We start from the raw sequence: 24,966 nt of genomic DNA on the forward strand, positions 1-24,966 counted from the left end.
TTAATCATTTAATAAGTCGACACATTGATAATATTATCATATCTACATTAATACAAATATAAACTTTCAATCAGTAATGAAAAATGACTTTTACCAACTTCAAAAGTTAATCTATTTACCTTCATCAACGAACTGAATTTCGCTTATAATATCTTGTGCAGTAATTTTCAGCGGCTCTGATTCCGATTGACTTGCTTCTTTCACCCAATTTTTAAGCTTTGGTGTGCTTATTCCATTAACACGCAACATTTTTTTAACTGCAAAAGCAATTGATTTTAGATAAAAATAATCTTCTTGCCACAAACGATCATTAATCAGGTTATCTATCTCTTGTGTACTCGTCTTCTGTGAGTAATAAACAGACCATCCTTTTGTATAATTAGATAAAATCTGCAACCATTTATTATCAGCTTCTCTCCATTCATTAACCAATTCATCTGCAATAGGCAACTGCCCCCAGAGCAACATAGATGTTCGTTCAACCAAATCGATATTATTGATTAAAGCAGCCCAGTCTCTGCATCTTTCAATGGTCATCTCTTTAGCAGGCACCAACATGGCTGCCAACAACATCGTTTCTCTGATTTCTTTATGCCATAAACGTTCGGCCAATGTATAATCTGATCGATGCATTGAAGCAAGTTCTTTTAAATGTGGAAATCCAACACCATAGTTAACACGGTATCGAATGCCTCTTCCCTCCATTTGTCCCACTGTTGTGCCATTCATCCGTAATCGTATACGATTTATAATTGACTCAAGCTCGCTATCCAACTCCTTATTTTCGATAAAAAACTTCATCTCGATAAAATTTACATCTTTTAACCTCGACTCCAACCATCAGAATTACCAAACTGATATCCAATGTATTTATTTTGATTATCACTCTGAAATATCGATGAATAATCGGATACAAAGTAAAAGATTTAAAATTTTATTGCCTAACTATTGCAAGATTCAATTTGATAATATTATCTTTGCATCGCTTTAGAAAAATGGTGAATGTAGCTCAGTCGGTTAGAGCGCTGGATTGTGGTTCCAGAGGTCGCCGGTTCGAACCCGGTCTTTCACCCAGAAAAAAGGTCAGCAATTTTGCTGACCTTTTTTAGTTTACACTATTTCTGATTTAAAACACTCACCATTGATTTACTGTTAATGTAAAATATTAACTCGTTTATTCTTCTTATTAGTCTGTCTGACCAAAAGGAAAATTATAAACCGGGTATTTTACTATTTTTGGTACACCTAACAAGAAATAATGATTCGCATCAAATTTATATTATCAATACTCTTACTAATTATTTCAATTGTTTCTGTTCACTCTCAAAACCTGATAGAAATAATCGAGAAAAGTGAAAAAGCTGTATTTGAGTCGCATAGTTACGACAACAAAGGCCATGTGATTGGTAACGCCGCAGGTTTTTTTATATCACCCAACGGTCTGGCCATAACCATGAGTTCCATTTTTGAAAAGGCTGATTCGGCCAGTATTGAATTAAGGAGTGGACGCAAATATAGTATTGAAAGGGTCATTTCAGTTCATCCGTATACAAACCTGGCATTAATAAAGGTTGAGCCAAGCAGATCACGCCCGTTTAATTATCTGTTACCCTCGAAAATATCATTCAGAGAAAATGAAGAAATTCTGACCATGATATTACCTCAAAAGGATGATGATGCAGATGGCACCTATCTGGCAGAAGTTTCGGAAATTAAATACTTTCCATTTATCAGCCGATCAGGAGTTATTAATCAAAACGTTTCCCATCATACCAACGGAGCACCGGCAATTAATTATAAGGGGGAATTGGTTGGTATTCTTAAGAGTCATGCTCAAAAAAATAAAAAGATCATTTACAATTCATATCTACTGAACGATTCGAACTGGGTTGATATCAATCAAAAGGTGCCGAATGTTAAAATGAATCCTGAAATAAGCTCTTTGTTAAGCCCCGAGATTAGTGAAGGTATCTTCAATATTATAGTCGAAGATTATATTGATGCCGCACGAGAGTTAAGCAAGCATATCAACCAAACCATTGAAGACGTAGAAGGCAAATGCCTTAGAGCTTATGCCAGGCATAAATACAACAATAAGGTTGGAAGCAGAGAAGATTTTGTTGATTGTAACCGTATTGATCCTAATTACTTTTTACAGTATTATTTAAAGGGATTGATTGATATGGAAGAGAACAAAAAAGACGATGCCCATATAAATTTCACTTTGTGCCTTGACAATCAACCCAATTTTGCAGCAGCCATTGTTCAACAGGCCATGATTGATCTTGACCGAAGAGAAAACATTCAGGAAGCATTTAACCGTTGCTCAGAAGCCATTCTGCATGATTCGCTGGAAGCTACAGCCTATTACGAACGCAGTCGACTACGATTTCAACATTCCGACAATAAAGAAGGAACATTGGATGATGTAAATAAAACCATTTACCTTAATCCCAACCTTCCCGGCATTTACACGCTTCGTGGCATTATTCGTGCTGACAACCAGGATTTACTGGGTGCTATTGAAGATTACGATCGAGCCATCGAAAAGGATCCGAAAGATGTTCATGCCTATATTAATCGTGGAATAGCCAAATATAATATTGGGTTAAAGGAAGAAGCCTGTAACGACTGGAGCACCGCCGGAAATCTGGGTAATTACAATGCTTACAAATACCTCTCGAGATATTGTAAAGAGGTTAACAGAAGTATTTATCCCAATTAATTATTTTTTCTTTTTGACTTGAAAAGGTCATTTAAAGCATTTGAACCAAAATATCCTGTTGGTTTGTTACCTTTGTATCAAATATAAAAACAATGATTACACAAGAAACACTTAAAGATTTAGCAGGACGCGAGTTAGCGTTAAGGAGGTATCTTTGACGTCGATCGTAAACTGATTGAAATAGAAGAAGAAGAAATGCGATCACAAGCTCCTGATTTTTGGGATGATGCCAAAAAAGCAGAGGAGCAAATGAAAAAGCTTCGTGAATTAAAAAGCTGGGTTAATGATTATAATGAAGTGAAAGCTTCAGTAGACGACCTGCAGGTATTGTTTGATTTTCAGAAAGCAGGAGAAGCTGATGCTTCTGATGTTGATGAGCAATACGAATTGACCCTTGATTTAATTGAAAAGCTGGAACTGAAAAACATGCTTCGCCGCGATGAAGATAAGATGGGTGCTGTATTAAAAATCAATGCAGGAGCAGGTGGCACCGAAAGTCAGGACTGGGCGCAAATGCTGATGCGTATGTACATTCGCTGGGGTGAAGCACATAAGTATAAAGTTAAGGAAGTAAACTATCAGGAAGGTGATGAAGCCGGTATTAAAACCGTGACTTTACAGTTTGAAGGAGATTTTGCTTACGGTTATTTAAAAAGCGAGAACGGTGTACACCGTTTGGTACGTCTTTCGCCATTTAACTCAGCCAATAAACGAATGACATCATTCACATCTGTTTTTGTTATTCCTCTTATTGATGATAGTATTGAGATTGAGGTAAACCCAAGTGATATAGAATGGGATACTTTCAGATCTGGTGGAGCTGGTGGACAGAATGTAAATAAGGTAGAAACCGGAGTTCGACTGCGACACATTCCATCAGGCATCATTATCGAAAATACTGAATCACGTTCACAGTTAGGAAATAAAGAAAATGCCTTGCGTCTTTTAAAGTCGCAGCTATACGAGATTGAACTTCGTAAAAAACTGGAAGAACAAAACAAGATTGAATCGCAAAAGAAGAAAATCGAGTGGGGATCTCAAATAAGATCATACGTACTTCAGCCATATAAATTGGTTAAGGACGTGCGAACCAATCACGAGACTTCGAATGTTGCAGGGGTGTTAGATGGTGATATTGACGATTTCATTAAGGCATACCTGATGGAATATGGTGCTCAGGAAGTATTTGAATCGAACTAAAAGCAAGCTTTATGATACAGATTTTTCATAATCCACGATGCGCAAAAAGCCGGGAAGGGTTAAAGCATCTTGAAGACAAAGGGATCGAATTTGAAATCATTAAATACCTCGATGAGCCACTAACCCCGGATGAGCTTACTGATGTATTACGCAAATTAGGCAAGCGACCAATGGAGATTATCCGCACTAAAGAAGATATCTTCAAGGAAGAGTTTGCCGACAAGGAACTTTCGGATGAAGAATGGATTCTGGCAATGCTCGAATATCCACGATTAATAGAACGTCCGATAATCAGTAACGGCGAAAAAGCGGTTATAGGAAGACCTGCTGAGAATATTGATAGCATACTATAATTGAAATCCCGATGAACATAATTTCATCGGGATTTTTCTTGATTATAACTTTATAAACCTTACATAGGTATCATCCTTTTTCAAAATATATAAACCTCCTTTCAGATCACTCACATTTATGCGATTAGCAAAACATTTATGTGATTTAACTTTTTCTCCTGAAATAGAATAAATCGAGACGATATCACCTTTGCTTATATTAGAAATAGTCATCCAATCTGTAACAGGGTTTGGATAAATAATTATTTCATCAGTTTTAGATATTCTCTCAATTGATGATGATACGCCATTCCATTCTACCTCGACAAACAATCTGTCGTAAGGATAATAAGTAGTAATATCTCCCGAAACTGAAGTAGTAACGTTATCAGATGAAAAACCAAGTGCATTCACCTCTTCATTTAACATTCCATAGTTGGGCATTGGAGTAAATGTCTTGCCTAAAAACAATTCTTCAGTTTCAGTATTTTCAAAAGTAAGTCCATCCAGATTTTTTAAAGTTATACCATCATAATTGAAAACCTTTGGATATTGATCTTGCAGGAAAACAATGATATTGGCTGATCCATCATTTAGAGGGTACAAATTAGCCTTTGTTGTAATATCACCATCCATAAAAGGAGTGAAAGAATTATCGAAATTGATTCCATTTTTACTTAACCAAATCGTTGGTCCAGATGGCTCGTTATTTTCGATATACATGAAAAAATAATTTCCACCCTTATCTGCATCCAAATCAAAATAATGATAATTCCCTTTAGTAGTTGTCCTCAACCTTGTTGGTGTTTGCCAAACACCGTTGACCTTATGTGCATAATCAATATAATATGTTCCCAACGAAGGTGCCTGTTTATAATACACCAGATGTTGATCTTCATTATCAATAATTTGCCTACCTATCCATGAAGTTCCTCTATCAACCGTTCCTTCTGAATATTTATAAATTTGGGTCATAGTACCCCAATTAACCTGCTCATTACTGTAATCAACAATTACCTCGTGCAATTCTCCTCCATAGTTCCACCATCCGCGTCGATGCAAAATAATATGAACCTTTCCTTCTGAATCCGTATTAATAGCAAAAGGTACTAAAGCATAATTATACGACCACGAATCCTGTAATTGTGTATAATAAACCTTCTCTTCCCACCCTTCCATTGTTTCAACCAATACAACAGTTGTTTGCCAAAATTCATATCCATAAGATGTTCTGGCCCCATAGTTAAAATAGGGATTATACGAATATGCTATGACACGCTGATTATTTCCTGTAAGACCAATAAATGCAATATAAATATCCCCGTCATGACCTGTAGGAATTAATTCTTTTGTCCAGACATCTGTTCCACGTTGATTAGTAAAACAATGTAACTCGTAATTATCAACTATCAGAGAATAAAGTGTCCCATTCTCATTTAATATTGTTGAATATTCCAGATAATTTGCTGGTGAAGTGTAGTATTGCCTCTGAAATTGAAGCGATTGAGCATAGGTATAAGATGAGAGCTGACCCGACTCATTTTGAGCTGATACAGGTAAAGAAACGATTATTAAAATAACCAAAAATTTAAGAAGTAGACATTTTGTTTTCATGATAACTTAATTTAGATAGGTGTAAAAAGTGCATTAAAAAAGTTAATCAATATAAGAGACAAAATCAAGCACAAAACAATTCTATATATTTTATTATCTATATATTAAAGATTGTTCAACGTTAGTTAAACAAGATTATATATAACAATTTTGACATAATTCAGATCCTACCTATATTAGACAGTTACGCAACCATTCGTCTATATATTCATCATTAAAACATAAGAATCTAAACCCACAAATGATGAAAAGACATATCTTGCTTATTGCAATCTGTATAATTAGTATTTCAACCTTCGCTCAGAAACATAACAGTACGGTATATCTGAAAAATGGTACTGTCATCAAATGTGACATATTAGAAATACTGCCGAACGATGGTGTTAAAATACAAACCGGTTCGCATGTCTTAATGTTATCAAACAATGAGATTGATCGTATTGAAATGAATAACAAGAAAAGCAACTTAAATTTTGAGAACGAAAAAGAATACAAGGGAGTTTTTAATAAAACCTCATTGGGCATATTAGCAGGCAATACTTCCAATAATGAAAAAGCACCCCTAACCTTTACTTCAACTTTTGGGGTTCATGTAACACCGAAAATTACCCTGGCTGCCGGATCTGGTGTGGAATTTTATAAAGAAACCATTATTCCGGCTTTTGCAGAAATCCAGTATTTCTTTAAAACAAAAAAACTAACACCCTATCTATATTCAAATGGCGGCTGGTCTTTTAGCATTGATGATAGGAAAAGTACTTCATCATATGAATACAATTCACACGGAGGAATCAGATATGGTGGAGGTGCAGGCATTCGTATATGGACTAATTCAGGTATAGGCTTAATTATAGAGGCCGGTTATCAATACCAGGAAATTAAAACAGACAAAACACAAAGCTATATGCAATACGAATCGACATTAACTGATGAATACAATCGTTTTGCTTTTAAAATAGGACTATACTTTAACTAAACCCAACCATGAAAACAAAATTATTATTGACTTTTTTTGCCGGTTTATTGATACTAAGCAGCTGCAAGAAAGAATGTGATCCATGCATGACACCCCCGGCTCCATTTTATTTTGATATTAAAGATGCCGAAAGTGGTGAAAATATTTTTACATCAGGTATAGCCAGTTCTGATGATCTGGAACTAATTAACACATCAACCAACGAAAGCATGGATTTTGATTTTATTGATGATGAGGATGTGAACATACTAATGATAAACAGCATTGGTTGGAAAACAGAAATTATTTCGGCTAAACTGCTATTAGATGGAGAAGAAGTATTTACGTTAACCGTAGATGCAGAAAGAAATTCAGGTAATTGTTGCAGCTGGACGGAGTATAACGACATTGAAATTAGTAATGCTGATTTTACGATAGACAATATTTATGGTACCTATATCGTTTATTATTAGAAGTCTGATACCCCATTTGTATTAGAACCTCATTTTACCCCTATAAAAACGAAGTCCCTGCAGGCCTAAAACCTACAGGGACTTTTCTATTTATCACTTATTACCAAATTCTATCTGTATGACTGGCCACCTGAACTGGTGTTACCTACAACTTTGATAGGTCCCCGCTCTATAACCAGATTTTTCTTACCACTACTACCTTTTGCATTTAATCCTCCGGAAGATGCTGTTAAAGCAAAGCTCAATTCTTCAACATCATTTAAGAAATCCATGCTTACACTGCCCGATGAAGCCTTAAAGTATGAAGCTCCGGTTAATTTAATGTTAGTACCTCGCTGGCTTCCACTTGAACTTGAAAGATTAACAGCACCGGTTACTCTATCCAACTTCATACTGCCTGATGACGTGCTTGCTTTTACATCTCCAGTAACATCAGTAATATTTAAACTACCGGATGTTGCCGTTGCCCAAAGATTACCTTCTACCATATTAATGGATTGTCCACCGGAAGAAGTATTCATATCAAGATCACCACCAATATTTTCAGCCTTGATACTACCTGAAGAAGCTTTTGTTTTCACATTTCCTTTCACACCAACAATACGTTGCGAACCTGAAGAAGTACCGGCACGTAAATCACCACCTATATCTTCGATTGACAAACTTCCGGAAGAAGCGCTAATGTTCAGATCAGAATTAATATTACGGGCTTTGATACTTCCACTGGATGCTTTCAGTCGAATATTGCTCTGTCCTATACCTTCAACACTAACACTACCACTTGAATTATCCACCATAATATTGGTATTCTCAGGCACCTTAAATTCCAGTTTACCTTTAAGGTTACCACTGATAGAATTAGGACGATCAATCCAGACACGAAGAGTTCCACCACTTACATTATGACGAATTTTCATATCATAATTTTTAGATGCATAGATCTCACCAGTAAAAGACACATCATTGGTTGACTCTCCTGTGATGATTACCGAACAGAAAGAACCTTCAACCTCAACGGATGTTACATTGCTATAATTTTCATTTACCTGATCAAGCAGATTTTGTGCCTGTAGGCACGAAACGGAAAGGGTTAATATCATTGCCAGGGACAACACAAACCCTAATCTGTGCATATTTCTCATTTCAAGGGGTATTTAATTAATAATCTATCTATCACTTAGTTTTATGACTACGATAAATAGGACGCCTTGACATAATAAGAAGTTACAAGCCTTTTTACTTTTTTTGTAGAATCGCAGATTTGTTGAATTGTTTAATTGCTCATCCACAGTTCAACAACTAAACAAATTAGCACTCACGGTATTAAATCAATTCTGCAGCCAGAGCTTTTAAATCAACACCTGAGAAATTGCCTGATGTCATAATCAGTAAATTTGAATTTTTCAGATCTTGTTTCTTTAACCAACCGACTAACTCTTCCGATTCAGTCATCACCAACAATCCTTCCTGATCAAAAGCATCACTTACCTCCAACTTTGAAATATCAGGCAATCGTTTGTGTTTTAACACTTCAGGATTATAGAAAACAATGGCTTGATCGGCCATTTGCATTGTATGTTTGTACTGTGGTAAAAAGTTTTTATTCAAGCTACTAAAGGTGTGTAATTCCATTACGGCTATTAACCTGCGGTCAGCAAACTGCTGCTTCATGGCATTGGTGGTTGCCTTTAGTTTAGATGGAGAATGCGCAAAATCGAGATAGATATTGGTATACTCATTCTTTTCTAATAATTGAAGTCGCTTAGCAGCCCCTTTAAAGGTACCAATGGCTGTCAGAAACTCATCATCTGAAATACCAATCTTATTACAAACCATGCGGGCACCATTCATATTCTGAAGATTGTGATCACCAAACACCGACATTGGATATTCTTTACCTTCCCATTTCACAACCACTTGCCCCATTTTGTTTTCGTAGGGCAAGGTGGAATAAGCCTGTACATCCAACTTATCTTTTTTCTCAGTGGCCAGCTTAACCAATTCTTCATCACCATCAAAATAAATAAGGGCGGCCCTTTCAGGCATGCTGTCTGCAAAAATGGTAAACTGACTAATATAATTCTCCCATGTTGGGAAAACATTCATATGGTCCCAGGCAATACCAGTCAACATAGCAACCTGTGGTTTGTACCAATGAAATTTAGGAGTCAGATCAATAGGTGAAGACAAATATTCATCTCCTTCAAACACTGCTATCGGAGCTTCTTTTGTCAGTCGAACCATGGTGTCAAACCCTTCCAGCTGTGCACCTACCATGTAATCAAAATCTTTCTCCAATGTCTTCAGAACATGCATTACCATGGCAGTTGTTGTTGTTTTACCATGACTTCCACCAATAACAACACGGGTTTTATCTTTGGTTTGCTCATACAGATATTCAGGATATGAATAAATCTTTAATCCCATCTTTTGAGCTTTCAATAGTTCAGGATTATCTTTTCGGGCATGCATACCAAGAATGATGGCATCCAGTTCGTCATTAATATTGGCTTCATCCCAACCTTCTTTCTTAGGTAATAAGCCATGAGTTGCCAATCGTGATTTGGAAGGTTCAAAAACCTCATCATCCGAACCAGTAACAGTAAAGCCTTTCAAATGCAAGGCAATAGCCAGATTATGCATAGCACTTCCACCAATGGCAATAAAATGAACCCTCATAGCAGTTTTATTTGATTTTTTGAACAGCTAAAAGTAGTAATAGTTTTTCAGGCAGAAGGCAGAAGACAGGAGTATTTTAGCCTATCAAGACTCTTTTAGAAGACTATAGACAGAAGGCTTGGATTATGGATATCGGACTTCGGACTGATTGCTGCGGTCTTTCATTATTGAGAAATTAAGTTTAAACCATATTGATATGATAGAGAATACTTACTTTTGCAAAAAACTCAATAAAAATGATTGATAAGCACGAGTGTAAACAGATTGGTATCATTGTAAAAACACACGGTATAAAAGGTGAATTGGTAGTTCGTTTATTTGATGAATTCAATATTGATCATATGGATACCGAGTTTTTGTTTATTGAGTTAGATGGTGGTCTGGTACCTTTTTTCCTGGAAGAAGCCCGAGAAAAAAACAAAACCGATGTTTTGGTTAAGCTTGAATTAGCTAAAGAAGAAACCGAGATTGAACGCCTGATTGATGGACGTGTGTTTGTTAAAAAAGGCAATGTTGATGAAGCTTCTGATGATGAGGCCTTCTCTGCATATCAATTAGTAGGTTATTCTGTTCAGGTCATTGGCATTGGTCCACTTGGTAAGATTATTGCCATTAAAGACATCTCGAAAAACCCGTTGTTCGAAATCGAATTTGAGGGTCGCGAAATTCTAGTGCCTATCGTAGAAGATTTCATTGTGAATATCGACGACGAAAATGAGGTTATTATTTTTGAATTACCCGAAGGGTTGATTGATCTTGATTAGTAGAATTGCTGAATTGTAGAACTGTTCAATCGTCGACTCAACAAATTAACAGCTCAACAATTAAACAACTTAAGACCATTTCTCCGCCTCACCAATTCTCATACGCCAATCAGATAAAATCTCTATAGCCTGATGCATTTTAGTATCAAAGGCAACCATCACTGATTTACATACCACCTTGGTTTCCTGTGTCCTGACATCAACTATATGTTGTTCCATATTCAGACTCTTGGTGCCAATTTTGACAATGGCCGTTTTCACCTCAATCTGATCTTTTAAAAATACCGGAATAATAAAATCGGTATGGATAGATGCAATGATTAAAGCCTGTGTTCTTTTAAAAAAGTCATCTCCAAAAACGTCATGAATATAGTGCATACGACCTAAATCGAAATACTCCTGTAAAGTAGCATTGTTTACATGTCCAAATGAATCAATATCGTTAAAACGAATTTGAACCGAGGTGCTATGATGAAATGTTATTTCTTGCATCTTTAAATCTGTTAGCTATTAGCTGATAGCCAATAGCTTTTTACATTAATATTATATCTTACGAAATTAAGTCTAAAAGCTAACTGCTAGTATCCGAAGCTTTATTATTCCCTGATAATCTTAATCTCCCCGCCTTTTCCAAGCTTAACAATACTTGAAGGTGCCGGATTACTGGTTTCATTCTGACGGTATTCAACAATAAAGTCGACCCCATCTTTAATTACATCACTTATCTGGCTAAAGTTCTGCGGAGAAGGTTCTCCACTAACATTTGCCGAAGTACTGACAATAGGCTTTTTAAAACGGGAACACAACTCTTTTGAAAAATCTTCTTCTGTAATACGGATACCAATACTACCATCTTCCGCTATCAGATTTGAGGCCAGATTTTTGGCATCATCATAAATAATAGTCAATGGCTTATTGGTTAACTCTGCCATATCATAGGCTACTTCCGGAATATCATTCACATACGAGGCCAGCTTGGCAGTATTATCAAGCAAAACAAGCATACTTTTAGAGTCGGCTCGTTGCTTCAATTCATAAATTCGCTTCACTGCCTCAGCGTTGGTAGCATCGCATCCAATACCCCAAATGGTATCTGTTGGATATAATAGTATACCCCCGTTGCGTAAAACTTCAAGGGCCTTTTTTAAATCGTCGTGCATAATCAATATACTAATGATTGAGGCTGCAAGATAAGAAGAAAGCAAAATTATTTAACCATTGATTGTAATAAATACACGGTTATTAGACTTACTCTGTGTTCATTAATTATTCAATGGTTTTCGGCCTGGTACATTCCAATATAATTCTATTAATATGCACGCTTTCCGGAAACTTTAACCGTTACAATATAAACAAATAAAGCAGTAGCTATTCCATAAATATTAGCATCAAATCCCAAAGGTAATTGTCGCCCTGAGAGAATAAGTAGCAATGTAGTTGTACCTCCTGTAACCATTGATGCCAAGGCAGCAATAGAACTGGTTTGCTTAGTGAACATAGCTGCCAATACCGGAACAATCATACCTGATACCATAAAAGAGTAGGAATGCAGCATTAGATCAAGTACACTTGTCATTTTAAGTGCCAACAGAAGAGCTATCACACCAATAATTAATGTAAGTATTTGTGAATACAGAAGACTCTTTTTTGCTCTGTGTTTTTTCAGCACATCGGTCAATATATTACCGGACGCTGCCATTAAACAGCTATCGGCTGTTGACATTATTGCAGAGAAATAGGCAGATAAAACAACACCCAGAAAACCGACAGGTAAAATAGTCTTAAGTAAGACAGGCAGCCCCATTTCCGCATCCAGGCTATCGAAAGTATAACCTGGCAATTGATTATTTTCCATCGCTACTCTCGCAAACATTCCCAGTATCACACCAATAAAAGCCATGATGGGATATTCGAACAGTCCAGCGATAAACCAGCCACGTTGCGCTGTTTTGGTATCTTTAGCAGCATAGATGCGTTGATAAAGAGTCATTCCGATAAACCAGATAGGAATGATGGTAAACATCCAATTCACAATTTTTTGCCAGCTTATTGCCTGCAAACTCAAAAATGAAGGATCCAGAGTTTCCCGAATCGCCTCAATGCCACCAATTTTAATATAGGCAAAGGGCAGACCAACCAAAACTAATCCACCCATTAATACAATCCACTGAATTGTATCCGTATAAATTACTGCTTTTAATCCTCCCAAAACGGTATAAACAACCGCCACAGTCCCCATTACCAACAAAGCCTGATTAATTGAAAGAGCTGGAAAAGTTGAAGAAGCCAATTTAGCCCCAGCAAGAATTTGCGAACTGGTGAAACCTATATATCCAATAGCAGAAATTAATCCGGCTAAAAGCGCTACACGTTTATCAAACACATGCTCTAGGTATTGAGGAAAAGACAAAAATCCTTTCTCTCTAGCCAAGTCCGAAACTTTTGGGATCAATAGCACACCGCTCAACCAGGCACCCAACAAGCCAGTAAACAACAACCAGCTCCCTGATAATCCCATTGTAAACCCCAGTCCTCCAAGTCCTATTGAAAATCCTCCACCAACGTCAGTTGCAACAACTGACAGGCCAATATGTAAGCTACTTAATTTACGTCCTCCAACATAATAATCCTCTGTAGAGTTATTTTTTCGCATGAAATAAAAACCTACCCCGAGCATTACAATCAGATAGGAACAAAAAATGAGAATATCTACTATATGCATTTAGCTAATAATTTTTGCCCAATACCCCAATCCATTCATTATTAATTCAATGGAAACAGTACCGATAAGAAGAGCAATTACACGTCCGGCAATATCAATGTATTGTTCAATAAGCTCCTCTTTTTGTTGCTGTATTTTGTCGTGAATATGTTTTAAAATAAGTATGATAGAAGTACAAAGACCAATTGCCAATACAATTGCTATTACAGCCTGCATTTTATTTAGACGTTCGCCAATAAACACACTGTAACTAATTGTTCCGGGACCTATAAAAATAGGCATAGCAATCGCACCTGCCACATACTTAGATTCACCTCTCAACGTCTCTATCGAAGCACTGCCTTTAAACACAAACTGTATACCCGTTATCAGAAAAACAACTCCCCCAAATATTTGAAATGAAGCAAAACTGGCATTAAATACCGAGTCAAAGATAGTATCGCCCAGCAATGCGAAAGAACAAAACACAACCGAACTAATCAACGAAGCTCTGATCATCACCTTTGTAAATATTGCTTTCGACTTTTTCTTAACAATATCTATCAGGTAAACAATAATAAGAAAGGGATTAAGCAGAACCAACAACATGGTAACAGATTTAAGTATTTGCTCCATTCTTTATGTATTGATTATTAATGTTCGAGCTCAACGTTTAATTCATAATATGATGACCTTCCTACATTTTTGATATAACCTTTATACGTCAATGATAAGATTATCTCTGAGCCCTTTGTTGGTGGAATTTTTAAATCTTTAAAAATATTACCATACAAAACGCTTCCTTTCTTTTGAAGAAATTTTAATACCTTTTTTTCACCCTCCGGGATTGTCGATAGTTTTAAGTTTCTCTTTTCTGTCATTTACTTCTTTTAAATCTTTTTGATTAATAATATATGTTTTACAGTTACCCCAACCATTTACTCCCCTGTAACAAAAAACATTGCGATAAAGGGCCAACGGTGTATCTCCAGTTTCTCCTTTACCTGCAAAAACAGGACAGCTTTTTGAATTAGGACATAAGTTTTTTGACATATTAAATGTGTTTAAAATAAACGTTCATACTTTCGATGGTACCTGCAATATTCGTGTTTTTAATCAAGGTTCCGGAATAACGGTAACCAGCCCGTAAAAAAGTTTTATTCATAGGTACGGAATTAAGCCTGGCTATGGTATATAAAGTATAAATACCCTGCTCCTTCATCTCTTTCTCCATCGCTTTGAGTAAAATACTTGACAAGCCATTGCCACGATGAACAGCACTGGTTGCAAAATCAGTCATCTCAGCATTTTTGCCTTTGCAATCAACTTCTGAAGAAGCTAACGCCCCAATCACTCCATTCTTAAATGCACCAAAATATTGAATATTCTCATTCATTGTTTTCTTAATATAATCGGCTTCATGAATAGGGAAAGGGTATGTTTCAAACACTTCCTTATATATTGCTACCATTTCGTCAACATCTTCCTTATTTAATCGCCTTACTTCATAACCCGACTCACTACTATCATAAATCAATTTTGATTGCATTTCGTCCTGAAGTAATGAACTTAAGATACTTAACTGATCTTTTTCAATATGAAGAAGTCGATCAGAACTTAAAAACTTAGCCATAAAACAAGCATCATGCTCACCTTCATAAAAATGAGGAATATGCCCTTCCATTATGTACCCATCAGCAATAAACAACGGGGCAACCTTCTTGGGAATTTTGCAGAATATTTTTGTATAACCATTCTGTCGTGCAAGAACTGAAAGTTGTTGAATAACCAATTCAGCTTCCTGTACATCCAATTTCATTAAATAAATCCGATTGTTGTGTTTACCATGTTGAATTAGCGAACTATTTCCAATGGTTTCGGCAACATCATGCATTATCATCTCTTCTTTGAAAACGCTCATTATTTTCAGGTATTAAAGATATTGTATCATCATTGTCAGATAGAAGCTTTTCAATTCCAACAGCTTCCAATTCTTCATTATTCTCATTTATTTGTAGTTCCAGGTCACACTCTTCACAATTTCTGTCACACATTTTTGGCTCATAGCTATCCGGCTCTTTATAAGTTGTTATCACTCCTTCATAATTACGCAACACTACTTTATTTGTGGACCATGAAATAATATAGTTAGGCATGGCAGGAATCTTGCCTCCTCCACCTGGCGCATCAATTACATAGGTAGGACGGGCAAATCCACTGGTGTGTCCTATCAAACTTTCCATTATCTCAATTCCTTTACCAATTGGCGTACGGAAATGCGAAAGACCTTCGGACAAATCACATTGGTATAAATAATATGGACGAACCCTGTTTTGAACCAATTTGTGTAATAGTGTCTTCATTATTCGGGGGCAATCATTAACATCAGCTAACAGAACTGATTGGTTACCTAAAGGAAATCCCGCATCAGCCAGTTTTGCCAGAGCCTCCTTTGAAGAGGTTGTAATTTCATTCGGATGATTAAAATGGGTATTAATCCATAGTGGCTGATATTTTTTAAGTATCGAAATTAATTCATCAGTAATTCTATAAGGAAGAACAACCGGCATTCTTGTTCCTATACGAACTATTTCAACATGTGGGATCTTCGTTATTTCAGCTAACAGCCAATCTATTTTACTATCTGGCAGCATAAACGGATCTCCTCCAGAAAGCAAAACATCCCGAACCTGTGGAGTTCTCTTAATATATTCTATTCCTTCCATTAATTCATCATTTGAAGGTACAAAATCCACATCTCCAACTTTCCGCTTTCGGGTACAATGCCTGCAATACATTGAACAAATATTACTAACATGAAACAAAACACGATCGGGATAACGATGAGTAATGCCTCTAACCGGACTATCTTTATCCTCCGATAAAGGATCATTTAGCTCTGACTTCAAAGTAATTAACTCATCAACGCTGCCAAATGATTGCTTAAAAACAGGATCGTTCTTATAATTGTTTTTATCAATCAACGATAAGTAATAAGGCGTAATAGAAAGCGGAAACTTTTCAAATGTCCTCTTAAGATCATTTCGTTCTTTTTCACTAAACTTTATACCCGTGAGGTATTCAAATTTTTCGAGTGACCGAATGGAATGTTTCAATTGCCATTTCCAATCCTTCCAATTAGAGAACTTGGAAGATTCAGCAATTTTAAAAGCAATTTCTTTTTGTGCGTTGTCGTATATCATAATTTGTTCGTATGTGATGTATTTGTTGAACACTTCTGGTTCAATGAAAAATAATTTTACACCTCAATAGATGTATAGCACTCTATTTATGGATACTAATATTGAAAAACACTATTAACCAATACCAGAAAAGAGGCTCAGAAGTTATTTTTGTTTCTATGCGAACAAATTTACAAAAAAATATAATAATCCCAGAATAATCTATACTTATTCAGAATATCCCAATCAATAAGAAATTAAGAAGAACTATTGATTCAATACTTCATCCTCTTCCAGATCACTTTCAAGCGTAATCAAAGGCGAAGCCTCTACCTGTTCAATATTAAGCAGTTTTACCAATGTATTTAAACTATGCTGCACGCTTTCTAATTCTTTAGAATCTAATTTTTGGAGTCTTTCAGATAACTGCTCATGAAGTAACGCAGGTATACGATCCAATAAAGAATCACCTGCTGAAGTTAACGCAATATTAACAACCCTTTTATCTCCGGTTTTTGGCAAACGGGCCAGATAACCTTTTTTTTCAAGCCGGTTAATAATGCCGCTAACAGTTGATGAATTGAGATTTAAAAATTTACGAATCTCACCCTGAGTAGCCTGATAATTACTTGAGTCATGAAGAAAATTTAAACACAACACCTGTGGAATACTAACACCATATTCTTTTTGAATCTTTTTTGATTCAATATCAACAGATCGAACAATCTTTCTGATCTTTATTAAAATTTCGTTTGTATCCATCATAAGGTATCGATTACAAAAATAATATTTTTCTCAAAACCTTTACAAATAAAAAACCGCCAAGCTACTGCCTGACGGTTTAATTTTATTCTATTTAAGTCATTTACGACTTCTTGAAAATCGTTTAATAACATATTACACTGCTACATTATTTTCGCGCAACGCATCGTTTAAGGAAGTCTTTTTATCTGTCGACTCTTTGCGCTTACCAATGATTAATGCTGCTGGTACCTGAAAATCACCAGCAGGGAATTTCTTGGTATACGAACCCGGAATAACTACCGAGCGAGGTGGAACATATCCTTTATATTCTATTGGCTCATCACCGGTAACATCAATAATTTTTGTAGACCCGGTTAATACCACATTAGCCCCCAATACAGCTTCTTTACCAACACGACACCCTTCAACCACGATACAACGTGATCCAATAAAAGCATCATCCTCAATTATAACCGGAGCAGCCTGTACCGGTTCCAATACACCTCCAATACCTACACCTCCACTCAAGTGAACATTTTTTCCTATTTGTGCACAGCTACCTACTGTTGCCCAGGTATCAACCATGGTCCCTGTTTCAACATGTGCTCCAATATTAACATATGAAGGCATCATCACCACTCCACTTTCAATAAATGAACCATAACGTGCAACGGCATGAGGAACTACTCGAACACCCAATTTCTGATAATCTTTTTTCAATGCTATTTTATCATGAAATTCAAATGGCCCCACTTCGATGGTTTCCATTTTCTGAGTCGGGAAATATAAAATCACTGCTTTTTTCACCCACTCATTTACAATCCACTCGTCACCATTAGGCTCAGCTGTTCGTAATTCACCCTTATCCAGTTTTTCAACCACCGTTTTAATGGCTTCAACGGTTTCTGTGTTATTTAATAAGCTTCGGTCTTCCCAAGCTTGTTCAATCATATTTTTTAAATCGCTCATTGTGATGATTTTTTAATTTTGCTGCAAAAATAAGGCTTAAAAATAAGTAATCAACCCGAAAAAGACTACTTCGTCTGATTTTAACCAATTCATCTCTAGTTGTTAATATTTTAAAACTATTAATACAACTCTATAGTTCATATGAATTTTCAACTCACGACGTGGTTGTTTATCTCTTATTTCGTAAACTCCTCGCTTCGTGCAGGGTTATTGATGAATATGTCTATCTCACATTTCAAAACCCCCAAAGGAAGTAATATAATTAGCCCAGAATTACAGCGGTGGTATACAAATGTATCATAAAAGAATCCCATCGTGATTCAACTGTTAATTCGCATTATTGTCAAGTTCTATAACCTTACAAATTAAAATTTCAACATGTTTTAAACATATCAGGCAACCATTACCCAATCATTAGCATTATTTAAACAAGGTAATAATCCTGACTCATGAAATTAAACCCCCTTTCGTCGTTATGTATTGTCATTCTGCTTTTTTTAAGCACTAATTTACAAGCCCAGTTCGAACTCGAAACTGGAATAAACGGACAAGTAATAAGCTCAATAGACAGCTCACCAATTCCTTATACACAGATAGGTGTTTATGGTCGAAACCTGATGTTTGCAACCGATTCATTAGGCAGATTTAAGATTGTTTTTCCGGAAGGCGACAGCCTAAAAGCACTGGCTCTGGGTTACGAAACGGCCATTCTTTATGCGGATTCACTCTTTAATCAAGAGACAATTGTTAAATTCATTCAATTAAAGCCCAAACTTTTTCAAGTGACAAAGATTGATATCACCCCATATAAAAAAGAAGTCGATTCTACCGAAATTGTTAATGATTGAAATAAAATCTAATTTAATAATTCTCATCAGGCAACCATTTAATCCTGATTTGCATTTAACTTAGATAATATGATTTCATAACGAATGAAAAACCTCCCTTTCTATATCATCCTTATTTTTTCATTTTTAGTAAAGCTGAATTCAGTTGCTCAACAGCCAGAATTAATATGGATTCATGGAAAAGTAATTAATCATTCCGACAGTATCCCCATACCCAATGCACAGGTTGCCAGTTTTAAAATGGTAAGAATCTTTGCCTGTGATTCATTAGGTGAGTTCAAATCTACATTTCCAAAAGGCGACAGCCTGATGGTAACAGCTCTTGGCTTTGAGCCAAAGGTTTTCAGCAGAGACAGTTTAAATAATGATGAACTGGTTATTTTCGATCTTGAATCAAAAAGCTATATGCTTGATAAAGTAGATGTAAGTGGATTCAAAGAATTTCGAGAATTCACTGATTACCTGATAGAGGAAAGAGAGAAACAAAAAGAACTGGAATTTCCTTCCTATGTACCATACGACACAATGGCCTATGCTAAACCTATTTATCACAACAAACCTCCCATCTTAGTAGCATTATTTCAACCCATTAATTACATCTATTATTATACAAGTCCTTCTGAACGACAAAAAATAAAATCTTTACGAGAGGTGCAGGAAGATAAAATAAGAAGTCGTCTAACCAGAAACCTCGTTCATCAACTTACTGAGCTTGATGGTGAGAAACTGGATAAATTTTTAATATATTGCAACACCAAAATACATCTTACCGAACAAGACAATGAAATATCTATTACCAATAAGGTAATGGATTTATACTTTCATTACCAGCAAGAAAAAGAAAAATAATGACGGGAAAAAGACTTATTGTTTTATGTGCAATAATATTGTTGATTGTGGGTAACAGCATTGCTCAAACATCAACAAAGGGAAGAATTTTGGCAAAAATACAGGATCAAACAACTAATAATCCTGTTCCGTTTGCATTTGTAGCCAACAGCAAAACAGGTATTGGAAAAGAAACCAATGAAAAGGGTATTTTCAGAATGGATATTGCAGCGACCGACACACTACTTTTCAGATGTATGGGTTTCGAGGATAATAATTGGGTACTTGCTGATCTGGATTTAAATAATGATACATTAATATTGAATGTGACTCCTAAAGCCTATGCTTTAGATGAAATAAAAGTATTTCATTTTAGATCCTATGCTTCATTCAGAAGTATGGTTGCCAATATGCCTATGATGGAAACAGGTGAATATATTCTTCCGTTTAAAATTGACATAAAAGAAGCTTTGGCCTTTCAGAAAGCAGAAAAAGGTGATTTTAGCTACAGTTTAAGTTTTGGAGGCAAAAGTCAAACACATGAACAAAAGCATTATAGTCATGTATTAGCGGAAGAACAACTTTACTCACTTTATAATAAGGTTACTTCTCGCGACAACTTACAAGCATTTACACAATTAGAAGGCGCAAGCCTTGACTCATTCATTGTTTTTTTAAGAACGAAACACAATATCGATCCTAAACTATCGGAATATGATATGATGGTAGAGGTAAGTAAAGCTTATGATAATTTTTTAGCATGCAAATCAGATAGTATTTCTACCTCTTTTTAAAAATTGAAATCCCTTAATCTGAACTTACAATTTTATTTGATATTATTTAACTGTCAAAAAACCGACCAAATGTTCTAATTATCTGTATTTCTGGCTTATTAAATAATACCCCGAAGTCCTTTAATGTTTTCGCATTTTCGAACTTATATAATTACAGAAAGAATACATAAAAACAATAAGCTATTTATACGACAAGCTTTCAATTATTAATTTTTTTTGGATTTTTTTTGATTATTTCTTTGGAGTTAACGAAATCAATTCTACATTTGCTACCGTAAAAAGCACAAGCATAGATGAAATTCAACTTAACACTCGTTCTCGATATTATTATTATTCTCTTAGTCATTATTAGCTGAGGGTCGTGAGAATGGTGTATAGTTAATTGAATATAAGATATTATTAAGCCTTTCTCACACATGAGAAAGGCTTTTTTTTTAAGCAAAACAACCATAAAAATCAAATGAAACGAATTTTAAGAAGCGCAACAACAACAGAAGGAAGACGAATGGCAGGAGCCCGCAGTCTTTGGCGAGCCAACGGAATGAAAGAAAATCATTTTGGCAAGCCTGTTATTGCAGTTGTTAATTCATTTACACAGTTTGTACCTGGTCATGTTCATTTGCACGACATAGGTCAAATGGTAAAGCAACGCATTGAAGCAAATGGATGTTTTGCTGCTGAATTCAATACAATAGCCATCGACGATGGTATTGCCATGGGGCACGATGGTATGTTATACTCTTTGCCATCTCGTGATATTATTGCCGATAGTGTTGAATACATGGCCAATGCACACAAAGTAGATGCAATGGTTTGTATCAGTAACTGCGATAAAATTACTCCGGGAATGTTGATGGCTTCCATGCGATTGAACATCCCAACTATTTTTGTTTCCGGTGGACCAATGGAAGCTGGTAAAGTAGGAAACAAAGCATTAGACTTGGTTGATGCAATGGTAATGGCTGCTGATGACTCAGTTTCGGATGAAGAAGTTAATGCTGTTGAGCGCAATGCATGTCCTACATGTGGTTCATGTTCAGGTATGTTTACTGCAAACTCAATGAACTGCCTGAATGAAGCAATCGGATTAGCTTTACCAGGAAACGGAACCATTGTTGCGACTCATCAGAACCGTAAAGGTTTATTTGAAAAAGCAGCCGACTTAATTGTAGATATTACTTATAAATATTATCGCGATGGTGACGATTCTGTATTGCCTCGCTCAATTGCCACTTACAAGTCATTCGAAAATGCAATGACATTGGATATAGCCATGGGTGGTTCAACTAATACAGTATTGCATATTTTAGCAATCGCCCACGAAGCAGGCGTTGATTTCAACATGGATGATATTGACCGCTTATCGCGTAAAACTCCTGTATTATCTAAAGTAGCTCCAAACTCGCATTATCATATCGAAGACGTTAACCGTGCTGGTGGGATCTTGGGTATCTTAGCCGAATTAAACCGCGGAGGATTATTACATACTGATGTAAGTCGTATTGATTACCCAACGTTGGCTGATGCATTGAAAGATTATGATGTTGCAGGTGGTACTGCCACTGAAAATGCTTATGAAGTGTATTCAAGTGCTCCGGCAGGTATGTTTAATCTTACTATGGGTTCGCAAAAAACAAAATATGCTGAGTTGGATTTAGATCGCCAGAAAGGTTGTATCCGCGATATCGAACATGCCTATTTTCAAGATGGAGGTTTAGCTGTTTTATTTGGTAACTTGGCAGAAAAGGGATGTATCGTAAAAACTGCCGGTGTAGATGAATCAATCTTCACCTTTAACGGAACTGCTCGTGTTTATGAATCGCAAGATGAAGCCATCGATGGTATTTTGTCTGATGAAGTTAAAGCAGGTGATGTGGTAATCATCAGATACGAAGGACCTAAAGGCGGACCAGGTATGCAGGAAATGCTATATCCAACTTCTTATCTTAAATCAAAACATTTAGGAAAAGCCTGTGCCTTATTAACTGATGGTCGCTTTTCAGGTGGTACCTCTGGTTTATCTATTGGTCATGCATCACCCGAAGCCGCAGCCGGTGGAAACATTGCATTGGTACAAAATGGTGATCCTATCACAATTGATATTCCCAACAGAAAAATTGAACTCAATATCTCAGACGAAGAACTGGCTCAACGCCGTAAGGAAGAGGAAGCAAAAGGAAGTTTAGCTTTCAAACCCGGTGATCGAGTCAGGAACATTTCTAAAGCTTTAAAAGCCTACGCCAGCCTGGTAAGTTCAGCTGATAAAGGCGCAGTGAGATTAATTGATTAAAAACAGAGACTATAATTTAAAAACGAGTTTCTGATAAAACATCCATAAAAACTCCAAGTGATATGGAAACAAAAACGCAACCAGAAACAAAGGAGGCAAATCCAATGAAAAAGCAAAGAATGAATGGCTCAGAAGCCGTAATTCAGTCGTTACTGCACGAAGGTGTAGACTTAATTTTTGGATATCCGGGAGGCGCTATCATGCCAGTATATGATGCCCTATACCACTATCAGGAAAAATTACGCCACGTGTTGGTACGTCATGAGCAAGGTGCTGTTCATGCAGCTCAGGGATTTGCACGGGTAACAGGTAAAGTTGGTGTTTGTGTAGTAACCAGTGGTCCGGGTGCTACTAATGCAGTAACCGGCATTGCTGACGCAATGATTGATTCAACACCAATGGTAGTAATCAGTGGCCAGGTAGCTTCTCCATTGTTAGGTACTGATGCATTTCAGGAAACAGATGTAGTTGGTATTACCCAGCCCATTACCAAATGGAATTACCAGGTTAAAAGAGCCGAAGAAATTCCTGAAGCCATTGCCAAGGCTTTTTATATAGCCAGAACAGGCAGACCTGGCCCTGTTGTGCTTGACATTACAAAAGATGCCCAATTTGGCATGCTTGACTTCGAATACAATAAGCAAGTTAAAATACGTAGTTACAAACCTACATTTCCAATAAAAAAGGATTCAATTGCTGAGGCAGTACGTTTAATCAACCTTTCTAAAAAACCATTGGCTTTAGTTGGACAGGGTGTTATCTTAGGTGGTGCTGAAGATGAATTGAAAACATTCCTTGAGAAAACAGGAATTCCTGCAGCATGGACCTTATTAGGATTATCTGCATTACCATCTGATCACCCTTTAAATGTTGGTATGTTGGGAATGCATGGTAACTATGGCCCCAATGTTAAAACCAACGAAAGTGATTTAATCATCGCCATTGGTATGCGTTTTGACGATAGGGTGACAGGTAATGTTCAGAAATATGCTACCAATGCAAAGGTTATTCACCTTGAAATTGATAAGGCTGAAATCAATAAAATCATATATGCTGATGTTCCGGTTGTTGGTGATGTTAAACAATCGTTACCTATGATTACCGAAATGGTTTCAGAAACAAACCATGATGAATGGGTAAAGGAATTCAGAGCATGTGATAAGATCGAAGACCAGAAAATCATCACTCCGGAGTTATATCCTGCCAAAGAAGGATTAACCATGGGAGAAGTGGTTCGCAGAGTGACTGAAGCTTATGACAATGACGCTATCATGGTGACTGATGTAGGTCAGCAGCAAATGATTGCTTCGAGATATTTCAAATTTAAAAATACCAGAAGTGTAGTTACCTCAGGTGGCCTTGGAACCATGGGATTTGGATTACCAGCTGCTCTTGGAGCACAATTAGGTATGCCAGAAAGACCGGTGTGTCTGTTTGTTGGTGACGGAGGTATTCAGATGACCATTCAGGAGCTGGGAACAATTTATCAGACTAAAGCGCCTGTAAAAATTATTCTTCTGAATAATAACTACCTGGGAATGGTACGCCAGTGGCAGGAACTATTTTTTGACAGAAGATATGCATCAACGCTATTGGAAAATCCTGATTTCCAAACTATCTGTAAAGGATATTACGTCGAAAGCTCGATTGTTCATAAACGTGAAGAATTGGATGATGCAGTGAAGAAAATGGTAGAACATGACGGACCGTATCTACTTGAAGTAAGAGTAGAAAAAGAAGGTAATGTATTTCCGATGGTACCAACAGGTGCATCTGTTTCAGAAATACGCCTTGAGTAAATCGATATCAGATTCTTATAAAATTAGATTTTAGAAATTAAAAATGGAGAATGATAATAAGCCATTAAG

At 36.4% G+C, this 24,966-nt stretch carries 24 protein-coding genes and 1 tRNA gene; 12 read left to right on the top strand and 13 right to left on the bottom strand.

What is annotated here, in order from left to right; all coding sequences use genetic code 11:
- Nucleotides 1-111 precede the first annotated feature (111 nt).
- A complete protein-coding gene (locus ACRD62_RS04295; protein WP_430818890.1) occupies nt 112-801 on the bottom strand; it encodes a DNA alkylation repair protein in 690 nt (229 codons plus the stop codon).
- 196 nt (nt 802-997) lie between these two features.
- Between ACRD62_RS04295 and ACRD62_RS04300 the strand changes: the two genes are divergently transcribed.
- From ACRD62_RS04300 to arsC, 4 genes are all read left to right on the top strand, one after another.
- Nucleotides 998-1,073, top strand: a tRNA-His gene (locus tag ACRD62_RS04300).
- A gap of 185 nt (nt 1,074-1,258) precedes the next feature.
- Nucleotides 1,259-2,725 carry a tetratricopeptide repeat protein gene (locus ACRD62_RS04305; protein ID WP_430818891.1) on the top strand — a complete coding sequence of 489 codons (1,467 nt, stop codon included), beginning with the start codon at nt 1,259-1,261 and terminating at the stop codon, nt 2,723-2,725.
- 92 nt (nt 2,726-2,817) lie between these two features.
- A protein-coding gene (gene prfB / locus ACRD62_RS04310; protein ID WP_430818892.1) for a peptide chain release factor 2 occupies nt 2,818-3,925 on the top strand; the annotation gives its coding sequence in 2 pieces (ribosomal slippage) (nt 2,818-2,880 and nt 2,882-3,925; 1,107 coding nt in all).
- A gap of 11 nt (nt 3,926-3,936) precedes the next feature.
- On the top strand, nt 3,937-4,278 hold the full coding sequence (gene arsC, locus ACRD62_RS04315) for an arsenate reductase (glutaredoxin) (protein ID WP_430818893.1): 342 nt from the start codon (nt 3,937-3,939) through the stop codon (nt 4,276-4,278).
- A 42-nt stretch (nt 4,279-4,320) separates the two neighbouring features.
- Here arsC and ACRD62_RS04320 read toward each other — a convergent pair whose 3' ends face one another.
- A complete protein-coding gene (locus ACRD62_RS04320; protein WP_430818894.1) occupies nt 4,321-5,871 on the bottom strand; it encodes a T9SS type A sorting domain-containing protein in 1,551 nt (516 codons plus the stop codon).
- Between the two features lie 244 nt (nt 5,872-6,115).
- Here ACRD62_RS04320 and ACRD62_RS04325 point away from each other — a divergent pair, with 244 nt between their 5' ends.
- Together ACRD62_RS04325 and ACRD62_RS04330 are read left to right on the top strand one after the other, a co-directional pair.
- Nucleotides 6,116-6,847: a hypothetical protein gene (locus tag ACRD62_RS04325; RefSeq protein ID WP_430818895.1), complete on the top strand. Its 732-nt coding sequence runs from the start codon at nt 6,116-6,118 to the stop codon at nt 6,845-6,847.
- Between the two features lie 8 nt (nt 6,848-6,855).
- The gene (locus ACRD62_RS04330; RefSeq protein ID WP_430818896.1) at nt 6,856-7,299 is read left to right on the top strand and encodes a hypothetical protein; all 444 of its coding nucleotides are present in this window, start codon (nt 6,856-6,858) and stop codon (nt 7,297-7,299) included.
- 110 nt (nt 7,300-7,409) lie between these two features.
- Here ACRD62_RS04330 and ACRD62_RS04335 read toward each other — a convergent pair whose 3' ends face one another.
- Nucleotides 7,410-8,441 carry a DUF4097 family beta strand repeat-containing protein gene (locus ACRD62_RS04335; RefSeq protein WP_430818897.1) on the bottom strand — a complete coding sequence of 344 codons (1,032 nt, stop codon included), beginning with the start codon at nt 8,439-8,441 and terminating at the stop codon, nt 7,410-7,412.
- Between the two features lie 181 nt (nt 8,442-8,622).
- Nucleotides 8,623-9,978: a UDP-N-acetylmuramate--L-alanine ligase gene (locus ACRD62_RS04340; protein ID WP_430818898.1), complete on the bottom strand. Its 1,356-nt coding sequence runs from the start codon at nt 9,976-9,978 to the stop codon at nt 8,623-8,625.
- A 236-nt stretch (nt 9,979-10,214) separates the two neighbouring features.
- On the opposite strand from ACRD62_RS04340, the gene rimM reads away from it, so the two are divergent.
- On the top strand, nt 10,215-10,742 hold the full coding sequence (gene rimM / locus ACRD62_RS04345; RefSeq protein WP_430818899.1) for a ribosome maturation factor RimM: 528 nt from the start codon (nt 10,215-10,217) through the stop codon (nt 10,740-10,742).
- 69 nt (nt 10,743-10,811) lie between these two features.
- On the opposite strand, the gene ACRD62_RS04350 is transcribed toward rimM, so the two are convergent.
- The 9 genes from ACRD62_RS04350 to ACRD62_RS04390 all read right to left on the bottom strand — a co-directional run bounded on the left by ACRD62_RS04350 (nt 10,812) and on the right by ACRD62_RS04390 (nt 18,338).
- Entirely contained in the window at nt 10,812-11,234 is a 423-nt protein-coding gene (locus ACRD62_RS04350; protein ID WP_430818900.1) for an acyl-CoA thioesterase, read from the bottom strand.
- A 104-nt stretch (nt 11,235-11,338) separates the two neighbouring features.
- Nucleotides 11,339-11,902: an L-threonylcarbamoyladenylate synthase gene (locus ACRD62_RS04355; RefSeq protein ID WP_430818901.1), complete on the bottom strand. Its 564-nt coding sequence runs from the start codon at nt 11,900-11,902 to the stop codon at nt 11,339-11,341.
- A 149-nt stretch (nt 11,903-12,051) separates the two neighbouring features.
- A complete protein-coding gene (locus tag ACRD62_RS04360) occupies nt 12,052-13,464 on the bottom strand; it encodes a sodium:solute symporter family protein (RefSeq protein WP_430818902.1) in 1,413 nt (470 codons plus the stop codon).
- The gene (locus ACRD62_RS04365; RefSeq protein WP_430818903.1) at nt 13,465-14,079 is read right to left on the bottom strand and encodes a MarC family protein; all 615 of its coding nucleotides are present in this window, start codon (nt 14,077-14,079) and stop codon (nt 13,465-13,467) included.
- 198 nt (nt 14,080-14,277) lie between these two features.
- The gene (locus ACRD62_RS04370; protein WP_430818904.1) at nt 14,278-14,496 is read right to left on the bottom strand and encodes a hypothetical protein; all 219 of its coding nucleotides are present in this window, start codon (nt 14,494-14,496) and stop codon (nt 14,278-14,280) included.
- A gap of 1 nt (nt 14,497) precedes the next feature.
- On the bottom strand, nt 14,498-15,364 hold the full coding sequence (ablB, locus tag ACRD62_RS04375; protein WP_430818905.1) for a putative beta-lysine N-acetyltransferase: 867 nt from the start codon (nt 15,362-15,364) through the stop codon (nt 14,498-14,500).
- On the bottom strand, nt 15,330-16,646 hold the full coding sequence (gene kamA / locus ACRD62_RS04380; protein WP_430818906.1) for a lysine 2,3-aminomutase: 1,317 nt from the start codon (nt 16,644-16,646) through the stop codon (nt 15,330-15,332). The genes ablB and kamA overlap by 35 nt, the downstream gene beginning before the upstream one ends.
- A gap of 246 nt (nt 16,647-16,892) precedes the next feature.
- Complete coding sequence (locus ACRD62_RS04385) at nt 16,893-17,390, bottom strand: MarR family winged helix-turn-helix transcriptional regulator (RefSeq protein ID WP_430818907.1); 498 nt, start codon at nt 17,388-17,390, stop codon at nt 16,893-16,895.
- Between the two features lie 132 nt (nt 17,391-17,522).
- Nucleotides 17,523-18,338 carry a 2,3,4,5-tetrahydropyridine-2,6-dicarboxylate N-succinyltransferase gene (locus tag ACRD62_RS04390; RefSeq protein WP_430818908.1) on the bottom strand — a complete coding sequence of 272 codons (816 nt, stop codon included), beginning with the start codon at nt 18,336-18,338 and terminating at the stop codon, nt 17,523-17,525.
- Nucleotides 18,339-18,787: 449 nt separating this feature from the next.
- Here ACRD62_RS04390 and ACRD62_RS04395 point away from each other — a divergent pair, with 449 nt between their 5' ends.
- From ACRD62_RS04395 to ilvB, 5 genes are all read left to right on the top strand, one after another.
- Entirely contained in the window at nt 18,788-19,186 is a 399-nt protein-coding gene (locus ACRD62_RS04395) for a hypothetical protein (protein WP_430818909.1), read from the top strand.
- 84 nt (nt 19,187-19,270) lie between these two features.
- The gene (locus ACRD62_RS04400) at nt 19,271-20,035 is read left to right on the top strand and encodes a hypothetical protein (RefSeq protein ID WP_430818910.1); all 765 of its coding nucleotides are present in this window, start codon (nt 19,271-19,273) and stop codon (nt 20,033-20,035) included.
- Entirely contained in the window at nt 20,035-20,808 is a 774-nt protein-coding gene (locus tag ACRD62_RS04405) for a peptidase associated/transthyretin-like domain-containing protein (protein WP_430818911.1), read from the top strand. The genes ACRD62_RS04400 and ACRD62_RS04405 overlap by 1 nt, the downstream gene beginning before the upstream one ends.
- A gap of 460 nt (nt 20,809-21,268) precedes the next feature.
- Entirely contained in the window at nt 21,269-23,098 is a 1,830-nt protein-coding gene (gene ilvD / locus ACRD62_RS04410) for a dihydroxy-acid dehydratase (protein WP_430818912.1), read from the top strand.
- A gap of 62 nt (nt 23,099-23,160) precedes the next feature.
- Nucleotides 23,161-24,897, top strand: coding sequence for a biosynthetic-type acetolactate synthase large subunit (gene ilvB, locus ACRD62_RS04415; RefSeq protein WP_430818913.1), 1,737 nt, complete (start codon nt 23,161-23,163; stop codon nt 24,895-24,897).
- Nucleotides 24,898-24,966 lie beyond the last annotated feature (69 nt).

This window comes from Carboxylicivirga caseinilyticus, assembly GCF_050589785.1.
Taxonomy (GTDB): domain Bacteria; phylum Bacteroidota; class Bacteroidia; order Bacteroidales; family Marinilabiliaceae; genus Carboxylicivirga; species Carboxylicivirga caseinilyticus.